We start from the raw sequence: 11,852 nt of genomic DNA on the forward strand, positions 1-11,852 counted from the left end.
TTATCCCTCCTCTTAAATATTATATTTATTGTTTATATAATTTCTTACTTTCATATCAGTTTCTAAAATAGTATCAATATCTAACTCCTTAATATATTGAAATTTCTCTAATGAATCTCTTATTATATTTTCTATATCAAGAAACTTAATTTTATTATTTAAAAATAATTCTACTGCTATTTCATTTGCCGCATTTAATATAGTAGGTAAATTTCCACCTTTTCTCCCCACTTCATAGGCTAATTTTAAACAACCAAAGGTATCCACATCAGGTTTTTCAAAAGTTAATTCCTCTAAATTATAAAAATCTAATTTATTTATTATTCGCTTACCTCTATTAGGATAATTTAAAGCATATTGAATTGGTAGCCTCATGTCTGTAGTAGCCATTTGAGAAAGTACAGTTCCATCACAATATTCTACCATTGAATGGATTATACTTTGTGGATGAACAACTACTTGAATATCTTCATAGATAACTTCAAATAGCCAATGTGCTTCTATTACCTCAAGGCCCTTATTCATTAGTGTAGCTGAATCAATAGAAATTTTATTACCCATATTCCATTTCGGGTGTTTAAGTGCCTCCTGTGGCGTTATCTTGGTAAGCTCATTTTTACTTTTACCTCTAAATGGTCCACCTGAGGCTGTAAGTAATATCTTACTTATATCCTTAGTATTATTACCATTAATACATTGAAATATTGCACCATGTTCTGAATCAACAGGAAGTATATCTACTTTATGTTTTCTTGCTTCATTTATAACTATTTCTCCACCTACAACTAAAGTTTCCTTATTAGCTAGTGCTATGGTCTTTCCAGACTTTATAGCTTCAATTGTTGGAATAAGTCCTACCATTCCAACTACAGACGTTACAACTGTATCAATATCTTTTAGTGTTGCAGCAGCATTTAATCCAGCAACCCCAGTTAGCACTTCTATATCTTTATTATGTTCTACACAGTATTCCTTAACCTTTTCAGAAGCAGATTTATCCATTAAAGCAACTAATTTGGGACTAAACTCATTTATTATATCTATTATCTTTGAGTAATTTTTATTCGCTGTTGCAGCTAATAACTTTAAATTTTCTCTATCATTTTTTATAACATCTAATGTCTGCGTTCCTATAGAACCTGTAGCACCTAATATTGAAATGTTTTTCAAAAAAATCTCTCCCCACTATTACAAAATGATTTCTTTTATAGTTAATACATAAATTGGGGCTATAATAATACCTACTATTCCAAATACTTTTCCACCTATATACATTGAAAGAATCAATAATAAGGGATGTATTTGTAATTTTGTACTCATAAATTTCGTTTCCATTATTTGTCTGTTGAATTGTAATAAAGTATATAGAAATATTAATCCTACAGCTATTATGTATTGTTTTAAATAAACCTTATATATTATCAATGGTAGAAATATTAATATGGTTCCAACATAAGGTAATATATCCAAAGCACCACATAATATTCCTAAAAAAATAGCACTATTAATTTCTAAGATTACAAAACCAAAAACTGTTTGAATTGTAGTAAGTAAGACTAATATAGCTTCAATAGAAATCATCTTTTTAATATCTTGTATTTTTTTATGTATCAGTGTTACCTTTTCTTTTGTTATTAATCTTTCAGTACTTTTTACTATAACATATTTGTCTACCAAAATAAAGTAAACAGATATATTGCTGACAAAGTAAGATAAAATGCTATCAGTTGTATAGCTAGCTCCTCTTTGTATAATTTTACTGTCAATATTATGAAATATAGAATACTTGGCCCTTTCAATTATTTCTTCAATTCTAAAATACTTAGTTCCTTGTATTTTACTATCTAGATCGTCTAAAGTAAAATTGTTAAAAACATTAGCAACTAAATATCTGAGCTTTTCTATAATAAAGTTACCACTATATATAACAGCTATGAAAAATAATATATTTATTATCATAATTGCTATAACTGCATTTAGTCTTTTGTTAAATATCTTATGTTTGTACATGAAATTATAAATTGGAGTTGAAAATATCAACAAGCCTATAATAATAAAAAATGGTTTAAAGTAATTTTTTATTATTATTGTTGCAGCTATAAATATTAATAATATTGTTATACAGTTAATTATTTTTTTGTATTTTTCGTACAATTTTACATCTCCATATTAATGTTATATAACATTATATTCAAATTAAAGTATATATAACTAAAATTATTTGAAATTTAATATAATTAAAGAAATATAAACATTTAGTAATTGTAGCAATCAATAATAAGAAAAACTAACTTAGGCATGTGAAAATAAATAACAAGTCAAAGATGCGACGTATATTTTGAAATATGCAAGGAAACAGGTTCTGATGATAGTGGTGCTATCAGAAGGTTCTGTTAACTTAGTATGATTCAAAATAGACTAGTATACTGACTTGTTATTTATTTGAATATGCCTTAACCATGGAATATAAAAATATATATCTTTAATAGAAAATAAAAAGGAAATAACAATGCACAATTTAAGCACTTTTATTTCCCATTTAGAAGCTTATATACTAAGCTTTTAATATAAATTATATAAATTTAAACTTATTATATAAGTAATACAAAACTTATATAATAATATACTATAGCAGCAGAAAATAGTATGCTATCAAATCTATCTAATATTCCGCCATGTCCAGGTATCAACTGACTATAATCTTTTACTCCAACATATCTTTTAATTGAAGATGCTGCCAAATCACCAAATTGTGAGAATATCCCACATAGTAAACCTATAAATGCATAATTGTATATATTAATATGTACTAAATTCATACTAACAGAATATTTATTTATAAGCATTCCAAATATAATACACGCTGCAACACTACCAACTAAACCAGAAATAGATCCTTCTATTGTTTTCTTGGGGCTTACTTTAGGACATAATTTATGTTTTCCAAGATACCTTCCTCCATAATAAGCAGTAGTATCACAAATCCAAGATGATAGAAACACAAGCCATATTAAATATTTTCCAACAAATATAGTATTACCTCTAAAATTCAAAGTTTTTATATTTATAAGAACTATAAAGCTAAAAAATACAGCTATATACAAAAATCCTAACATGGTTATTGCAATATCCACAAAATTATATTTTGTATTAAATACAGGTATACAAAACATAATAAATACACTAAGTGTAAATATCAATATCATGTATTTAAATTCCAAGTTATTATTTATAAGGAAATAATATATAATACATAGAATATATCCTAATATGCTCATTGCATGAATATTTTTTTCTTTTACCACCTTATAAAATTCATGCATAGCTACTAAGGATATTATTAATACTAAAGTTTTTAAATAATTTCCTCCTAGAAATAAGAAAACTATTAATGGTGCTAAAATCACTGAACCAATATATCTTTTATTCATAAATTATACCTCTACTTTATCCCGCCAAATCTTCTATCTCTACGTTGGTAGTCTGCTATTGCCTGATGAAGATCTGCCTCAGTAAAATCTGGCCATTTTATATTACTATACCAAAATTCTGAATATGCACATTGCCACAACATAAAATTACTCAATCTCTGTTCTCCACTAGGTCTTATTATAATATCTGGATCCGGAGTATTTTGTGTATATAAATACTTACTAAAATCCTGTTCAGCTAGATTATCTATATCTTCTTTAGATAGTTTACCCTCATTGTATTCTTTAAATATATTTTTTACTGCATATAGTATTTCGTCTCTGCCTCCATAATTCAAAGCAAAGTTTAATATCATTCCAGTATTATTTTTTGTCTTTTCCTTTGCTTCTTCTAATACTTCAACACATATATTTGGTAATTTTGATATATCTCCAATAGTTCTTACTATTACATTATTCTTATGTAGTTCATTAAGCTGTTTTTTTAAATATTCAGCTAAAAGTTTCATTAAAGCACTCACTTCTTCTGGAGGCCTATTCCAATTTTCAGTTGAAAATGCATATAAAGTTAGATATTTTATCCCTAAATCACTAGCTTCTTTAATAATTTTATTAAGAGTTTCTACGCCTGCTTTATGCCCTAAACTTCTTGGAAGATTTCTCTCTTTAGCCCATCTTCCATTACCATCCATAATTATAGCAATATGTGTTGGAATACTACTGTAATCCAATTGAACATCTTTTGGTGAAGAATTCTTATTATCTTTATGCCCTAAAAATTTCCACATATAACCCCACTCCATTTCCACATTTAATTATATAAACTATTAATAAAACCTGCGGAGTCGCAGGTTTATAAATATTATATAGACATTAAATCTTTTTCTTTAGCATCTACTATTTTATCTATATCTTTAATATATTCGTCTGTCTTTTTCTGAACATTATCTTCATATTTTTTTGTTTCATCTTCAGTTAAAGTATTATCTTTTTTCAATAATTTAATTTTATCATTGGCATCTCTTCTTATAGATCTAACAGCAACTTTTGCATCTTCTCCGCTCTTTTTTACAGACTTAACAATATTCTTTCTTGTTTCTTCTGTAAGTTCTGGTATAACAAGTCTAATTGCTGATCCATCATTTGAAGGATTCAGTCCAAGATTTGACATAAGTATAGCTCTCTCAATATCCTTTATTGCAGTTCTATCATAAGGTTGAATAAGTAAAATTCTAGGTTCTGGAGCAGACACATTAGCAACTTGATTTAAAGCCGTTGCGGTTCCATAATACTCCACTTCAATTCTATCAAGCATAGCAGGATTAGCTCTACCTGCTTTCATTGATGTAAGTTCTTTTTTTAAAACTGATATAGTTTTACTCATTTTTTCTTCAGCAGTATTAATAATATCTTTTACCATATAAACTTCTCCTTTATTATTTAGTTACTAAAGTACCAATTTTTTCACCAGTAATAGCTCTTTTAATATTTCCCGGTGTATCTAAACCAAATACTAGAATTGGAATATTATTATCCATACATAATGAAGTAGCTGTTGAATCCATAACTTGTAATCCCTTTTCTAGCACATCCATATATCTAACAGTATCATATTTAACAGCGTCACTATATTTATTAGGATCTTTATCATAAACTCCATCTACCTTTTTAGCTAACAATATAAGATCTGCCTCTATTTCAGCTGCTCTTAAGGCTGCTGTTGTATCTGTAGAGAAATAAGGATTTCCTGTTCCTGCTCCAAATATAACTACTCTTCCTTTTTCAAGATGTCTCATAGCTCTTCTTCTTATAAAAGGTTCAGCAATTTCTTTCATTTCTATAGCTGTTTGAACTCTTGTGTATACACCTATACCCTCTAGTGAATCCTGTAAAGCCATGGCATTTATACAAGTAGCAAGCATTCCCATATAATCAGCAGTAGTTCTATCCATATCCTCGCCTTGTCTTCCACGCCATATGTTGCCACCGCCAACTACAGCACCAACTTCTATACCCATCTTTACTATCTCTTTTATTTCTTCAGCAATTCTTTTTGCTACCTGAAAGTCTATGCCGTATCCATTTTTTCCTGCTAAGGCTTCACCAGATAATTTTAACATTATTCTTTTATATTTTATAGATTTCATTTTATAATATACCTCCAAATTGCTAATATTAACCTTTTATTTGTCTGAATTCAGCTTAAAATTGCTAAGTCTTTTTAGTAAAAGTAGTTACTTTAAAAAAAAGAGAACACGCAGTGTTCTCTTTTTCTATTTACCCTGCTGCATTTGTCTTTGAACTTCTTCAGCAAAATTTTCCTCTATTTTCTCAATTCCTTCTCCTCTTTCAAATCTAGAGAAAGCTGATATAGTTATAGGAGCACCAACTTCTTTAGATTTTGCTGCAAGAAGTTTTGAAATTGTTAAATCTGAATCTTTAACCCAAACTTGATCTACAAGACAAACTTCTTTAAGATATTTTTTAATTCTACCTTCAACCATTTTATCAACAATTTTTTCAGGTTTTCCTTCGTTTAAAGCTTGAACTCTATAGATTTCTCTTTCACTATTTAAACTCTTAGAATCTACCTGATCTTCATTTAAGAATAAAGGGTTAGTAGCTGCAATTTGCATACATACATCTTTTGACAATTCAGCAAGTACTTCGTTCTCTTTTTCACATGAAAGTTCAACTAATACTCCGATTCTTCCGCCACCATGAATATAGCTTTGAACCACACCATTTTCTACATTATATTTAGTAAATCTTCTTACATTCATGTTTTCTCCCAATTTAGCTATTAAAGCTGTAACAGCGTCATTAAGAGTTATATTATTATCATCTACATATTTTTCATTTATTAATTCTTCTACAGTATTTGAACTTGAAATTGCTGCCATTTTAGCTACATTGTTTGCTAACAATATAAATTCTTCATTTGCTGAAACGAAGTCGGTTTCACAGTTTACTTCAGCTATTGCTCCTGATTTTTTGTCTTCACTTAAATATGTAACAACTAAACCTTCTGCTGCTACTCTACCAGCCTTTTTAGCTGCTGCAGCTAGGCCCTTTTCCCTTAATATCTCAATTGCTTTATCCATATCACCATTTGATTCTGATAAAGCTTTTTTACAAGCCATCATAGCGGCTCCAGTTCTATCTCTTAACTCTTTAACCATCTTTGCAGAAATCATATTTATTCCTCCGATCATTTTCGTTCATTATAATTAAATGAAGAAGTAAACTTCTTCATTTAATTGTAAACTATTCAGCTAATTGTTCTCCCTGTCTTCCCTCTATAATTGCATCAGCCATTTTACCTGTTATTAACTTAACAGCTCTAATAGCATCATCGTTACCAGGAATTACATAATCAACTTCATCTGGATCACAGTTTGTATCAACTATAGCTACAACTGGTATTCCTAAGATTTTAGCTTCTGAAATAGCATTTTTTTCTTTCCTTGGATCTACTATAAATAAAGCTCCTACTTTATCTTGAACCATGCTTCTAATTCCGCCAAGATTTTTCACTAGCTTTTCTTCCTCATTTTTAAGATTGATAACTTCTTTTTTAGGTAAAACTTCAAAAATCCCGTCCGCTTCCATCTTTTGTATTTCATCAAGTCTGTTTATTCTTGTTTTAATTGTTTTAAAGTTAGTTAACATACCACCTAACCATCTGTTGTTTACAAAATGCATACCACATCTTACAGACTCTTCCTGAATTGCTTCTTGAGCTTGTTTTTTAGTACCTACAAATAAAACATCTTTTCCTTCTTCAGAAACGCTTTTTATAAAATTATATGATTCATCAACTTTTTTAACAGTTTTTTGTAAATCAATAATGTATATACCATTTCTCTCTGTAAAAATATATGGAGCCATTTTTGGGTTCCATCTTCTTGTTTGATGTCCAAAATGAACACCTGCTTCTAATAATTGTTTCATTGATATAACTGACATAATTCTACCTCCTGGTTTTTACCTCCATCACCTTCATATCTGTAAGTTACCAAATGGCACCAACTTCCAAATTAGGTGATGTGCGTATTTTTTACTTTCACATTGTACCATACATATCTTTTTTATTCAATATCTTTTTATAAAATAAATAAGCGGGATACACTTAAGCACCCCACTTATTTATTTTATTTTTTTCAATTCATCTAATAATTTATCATTTAATATCTTAATATGAGTACCTTTCATACCTAATGATCTAGATTCAATTACTCCCGCACTTTCAAATTTTCTCAATGCATTGACAATAACACTTCTAGTTATTCCAACCTTGTCCGCAATTTTTGAAGCAACTAATAAACCTTCAGATCCATCTAATTCATTAAATATATGTTCAACTGCTTCTAATTCTGAATAGGATAAAGTTCCAATAGCTAATTGTACTACTGCCTTTTTCCTAGCTTCATGTTCTATTTCATCATGTTTAGATCTTAATATTTCAAGTCCGACTATAGTAGCACTATATTCAGCAAGTACCATATCATCATCATTAAATTGATCCTCAAACTTAGCAAGAACTAAAGTACCTAATCTTTCTCTATTCCCGATGATAGGTACTATAGTTGTAATTTTATTATTTAAGCCACAACAATCCTCTTCATTAAAAGTGCACTTACCATCAATAGGCAAATTAGCTTTAGTCTCATGAATACTCATAAGTTTATTATTATATAGATCAGCAAATTTCATATTATCTATAACATCAGTTTTTAATACTTCACATTGAAACCCACTTGACAAATTATATCCTAGTATTTTTCCTCTTCTACTTATTATATACACGTTAGATTCTAACACTTCACTTAGAGGTTTACATATATCATCGAACACAACTGGTTCAGTACCTGATTTTTGTAATATCTTATTAAGCATTCTTGTCTTATTTAATAGTGTAGACATGTGGTATTCCCCCTACTTTTATTTTCCCTACAATCTATATATCTCTCATAGGTGTACAATCAGCAACAAGGGATAATACATAATTTCAGAATAATTTTCAATATTCCGAATTTTTATACAATCCCTCTTGTTATAATATCATAGTAATTTTTATTTTTCAACTTAAAGTTTATTGCATTCGACAATATTTAACATTATATATTAGGCACATTCAAATTAATTGGTTTCATTATTTTGGGTTTCATTATTTTGAATTTCGTTATTTTTTTTATTTTTGCACTCCTTATTAGAGCATTCTAAATAATTACCCTTTGACTTACTGTATTTTTTCACCATATAGGATCCACATTTTTCACATTTTTCATTAGTTGGTTCAAACCAACTAACAAAATCGCATTCTGGATAGTTACTACAACCAAAAAATTTTCTTCCCTTTTTACTTTTCCTAACTAGTATTTTCCCACCACATTTTGGACAGGCTACATCAAGTTCCTCTACTATAGGTTTTGTATTTTTACATTCTGGATAACCAGGACATGCTAAAAAATCGCCAAATCGTCCATGTTTAATAACCATGAATTTACCACATTTGTCGCACTTAATATCTGTAACTTCATCTTCTATAGTAATCTTTGCTACTTCTTTTTCTGCAATATCTATAGAAACTTCTAAAGGTTTATAAAATTTATCAACTACACTATTCCAATTGTCTTTACCTTCTTCTACATTATCTAGCTTATTTTCCATTTCAGCAGTAAATTCTATATCAATTATTTCTTTAAAATATTCACTTACAATATTATTTACTATATTGCCAAGTTCGGTTGGGGTCAATGTCTTTTTATCTCTTTGTATATATTTCCTATCAAGAAGTGTAGAGATAATTGGCGCATAGGTACTTGGCCTACCAATACCATTTTCTTCAAGAGTTTTTACTAAAGATGCTTCAGAAAATTTTGCTGGTGGTTGAGTAAAATGCTGATTTCCTTTAATTTCTTTTTTAAATAATATATCATTTTCATTTAATGCTGGAATTTTAATATCATTATCTTCTTCATCAGATGAATAATTGTATACTTTCATAAAGCCTGGAAATTTAATACTAGAACCTGTGGCTCTAAAAGAATATATTCCATTTTTTATAATCAAAGTAATAGTATCCATAATACATGAAGCCATTTGGCTTGCCATAAATCTATTCCAAATCAAACTATACAATTTGAATTGATCATCTTTAAGACTTGATCTAGCTTCTTCTGGTGCAATATTTATGTATGTAGGTCTTATTGCTTCATGTGCATCTTGTATATTCTTTTTTCCTTTGAATAATCTTGGAGTTTTCGGAATAAACTCTTCTCCAAAATTAGATTTAATATATTCCTTCGCACCATTTTGTGCCTCTTCAGATATCCTCACCGAATCTGTTCTCATATAGGTAATTAAACCTACAGTTCCATGACCTTTTACTTCTATTCCTTCATATAAAGCCTGTGCTATAGACATAGTCCTTTTAGTTGAAAAATTCAATCTTTTATATGCATCCTGTTGCAATGTACTTGTAGTAAATGGTGCCAATGGATTTTTATTTTTGGTAGACTTTTTTATATTGTTTACTATAAATTCTTTTGGTTCTAATTGCTTTATAATAGCATCTGCTTCATCTTTATTTGATATAGACATTTTCTTATTATTTGCAGAATGTAGTTTTACTAAAAACGGCTTAAATTTTTCACTTTTACTTAATAAGCACTCTATAGACCAATATTCTTCAGGTTTAAAATCGTTTATAGCCTTTTCACGATCACATATCATCTTTAATGCTACAGACTGAACTCTTCCTGCACTTAATCCCCACTTTACTTTTCTCCAAAGTATGGGGCTGATTTTATAACCAACCAGTCTATCTAGTACTCTACGTGCCTGTTGAGCATCAACAAGGTTTAAATCTACTTTTCTAGGGTTTTTTATAGCAGATTTTATAGCATTTTTAGTTATTTCATTAAAAACTATTCTACATTTTTTATCATCATCTATCTTTAAAACTTTTGCTAGATGCCAAGATATAGCTTCACCTTCTCTATCAGGATCGGTAGCAAGATATATTTTATCGCTTTTTTTTGCACTTTTCCTAAGTTTGTCTAAAAGTTCTCCTTTTCCTCTTATTGTTATATATCTAGGATTATAGTTGTTCTCTACATCAACTCCAAGTGTACTTTTGGGCAAATCTCTAACATGCCCCATAGATGCTTCCACAACGAAATTTTTTCCTAAATATTTTCCTATAGTCTTTGCTTTAGCTGGTGATTCTACAATAACTAAATTTTGTCCCATCTTATCCCCTCCAAAATTCTGTCTTTGTATCATTTAATGTTATATTTTATATTTAAATAGTATTATTAAATTTAACATAGTAGTTGCCACTTAAACACATGATTTCATCTTTAAGTTGCATTTCAAATAATAACTCATAAATTTGTGATATGTCAATATTGGTTAGTTTTATAATATCATCCATATGTATTGGAGTATCACTAATTACATTATAAATTTTTTTTCTAAATTATTCATGGTTTTTCTATTACCATTAACTTTTTTACTATAATCTAAATCCAGCAAAGTAAATATATCTTCTACCGAAGTTAATGGATAAGCCCCATCTTTAATAAGCTTATTAGTTCCCACACTACTTTTAGAGAAAATCGATCCAGGTACTGCCATTACATCTTTCCCTTGATCCAAAGCTGAACTAGCTGTAATTAATGATCCACTTTTTAAATTTGCTTCTATTACAATAGTAATTTTACTAAGTGCACTTATAATACGATTTCTAGTTGGAAAATTATAATTAAGCGGTTTTGTACCAGGTATAAATTGAGAAATAATGCATCCCTCTCTCTCCAATATACTATTATATAGCTTTGTATTAGATTTAGGATATATAATGTCAATTCCACAGCCAAGTACAGAACAAGTAAATATATTATTTTCAATTGAATATAAATGAGCATAATAATCTATACCTCTTGCGAGTCCACTGACTACATTTATATTATGACCCTCTAATTCTTTTACTATTACTTTAGTTGTATTAATTCCATAAACAGAACAATCTCTAGATCCTACTATAGAAATATTTATACATTTACTTAGTTTATTTATATCTCCTCTATAAAAAATTGCAAAAGGCGAATCATCATATTGTTTTAATATTTCAGGATAATATTCTTCCATAAATGTAACAACTTTTATATTATTTTTTATAATTGAACTTTTAAGAATTTCAATTTTTCCTTTTTCCCATTTTGGTTTTATGCCAAATTTGTTAAAATCATCATTATTATGTTCATTTACAGTATAATACCATACTTCTTTAGTAGTTTTAAATCTTTTTATTAAATTTATTTTTGTTTTATTGCTAATATTAAGCAAAATAAACCATAAATCGTAGTCATTCATAAGTAACTCCTTCTTTATTCTCTTATTTATACTACGTGT

At 28.6% G+C, this 11,852-nt stretch carries 10 protein-coding genes and 1 pseudogene; all 11 read right to left on the reverse strand.

From position 1 onward, the window contains the following. Positions 1 to 12 precede the first annotated feature (12 nt). Positions 13 to 1,170: a 1-deoxy-D-xylulose-5-phosphate reductoisomerase gene (locus RH99_RS07640; protein WP_010236142.1), complete on the reverse strand. Its 1,158-nt coding sequence runs from the start codon at positions 1,168 to 1,170 to the stop codon at positions 13 to 15. A gap of 18 nt (positions 1,171 to 1,188) precedes the next feature. Next, positions 1,189 to 2,154 carry an AI-2E family transporter gene (locus RH99_RS07645; RefSeq protein ID WP_010236143.1) on the reverse strand — a complete coding sequence of 322 codons (966 nt, stop codon included), beginning with the start codon at positions 2,152 to 2,154 and terminating at the stop codon, positions 1,189 to 1,191. A gap of 437 nt (positions 2,155 to 2,591) precedes the next feature. Further along, entirely contained in the window at positions 2,592 to 3,431 is an 840-nt protein-coding gene (locus RH99_RS07650) for a phosphatidate cytidylyltransferase (protein WP_010236144.1), read from the reverse strand. A gap of 11 nt (positions 3,432 to 3,442) precedes the next feature. Next, positions 3,443 to 4,219 (reverse strand): undecaprenyl pyrophosphate synthase, encoded by a 777-nt coding sequence (gene uppS / locus RH99_RS07655; protein ID WP_010236147.1) that lies wholly within the window; start codon positions 4,217 to 4,219, stop codon positions 3,443 to 3,445. Between the two features lie 74 nt (positions 4,220 to 4,293). Continuing rightward, positions 4,294 to 4,851 carry a ribosome recycling factor gene (frr, locus tag RH99_RS07660; protein WP_010236150.1) on the reverse strand — a complete coding sequence of 186 codons (558 nt, stop codon included), beginning with the start codon at positions 4,849 to 4,851 and terminating at the stop codon, positions 4,294 to 4,296. 16 nt (positions 4,852 to 4,867) lie between these two features. Further along, positions 4,868 to 5,578 (reverse strand): UMP kinase, encoded by a 711-nt coding sequence (gene pyrH, locus RH99_RS07665; protein WP_010236153.1) that lies wholly within the window; start codon positions 5,576 to 5,578, stop codon positions 4,868 to 4,870. A 126-nt stretch (positions 5,579 to 5,704) separates the two neighbouring features. Beyond that, on the reverse strand, positions 5,705 to 6,628 hold the full coding sequence (gene tsf / locus RH99_RS07670) for a translation elongation factor Ts (RefSeq protein ID WP_010236156.1): 924 nt from the start codon (positions 6,626 to 6,628) through the stop codon (positions 5,705 to 5,707). A 70-nt stretch (positions 6,629 to 6,698) separates the two neighbouring features. Next, the gene (rpsB, locus tag RH99_RS07675) at positions 6,699 to 7,400 is read right to left on the reverse strand and encodes a 30S ribosomal protein S2 (protein ID WP_010236159.1); all 702 of its coding nucleotides are present in this window, start codon (positions 7,398 to 7,400) and stop codon (positions 6,699 to 6,701) included. Between the two features lie 180 nt (positions 7,401 to 7,580). Further along, on the reverse strand, positions 7,581 to 8,357 hold the full coding sequence (codY, locus tag RH99_RS07680; protein ID WP_010236161.1) for a GTP-sensing pleiotropic transcriptional regulator CodY: 777 nt from the start codon (positions 8,355 to 8,357) through the stop codon (positions 7,581 to 7,583). A 216-nt stretch (positions 8,358 to 8,573) separates the two neighbouring features. Continuing rightward, complete coding sequence (topA, locus tag RH99_RS07685; protein WP_010236162.1) at positions 8,574 to 10,688, reverse strand: type I DNA topoisomerase; 2,115 nt, start codon at positions 10,686 to 10,688, stop codon at positions 8,574 to 8,576. Positions 10,689 to 10,740: 52 nt separating this feature from the next. Beyond that, a pseudogene (gene dprA / locus RH99_RS07690) lies at positions 10,741 to 11,813 on the reverse strand (DNA-processing protein DprA). Between the last annotated feature and the right edge of the window lie 39 nt (positions 11,814 to 11,852).

The organism is Clostridium arbusti SL206 (assembly GCF_000246895.1).
GTDB classification, from domain to species: Bacteria; Bacillota; Clostridia; order Clostridiales; family Clostridiaceae; genus Clostridium_I; species Clostridium_I arbusti.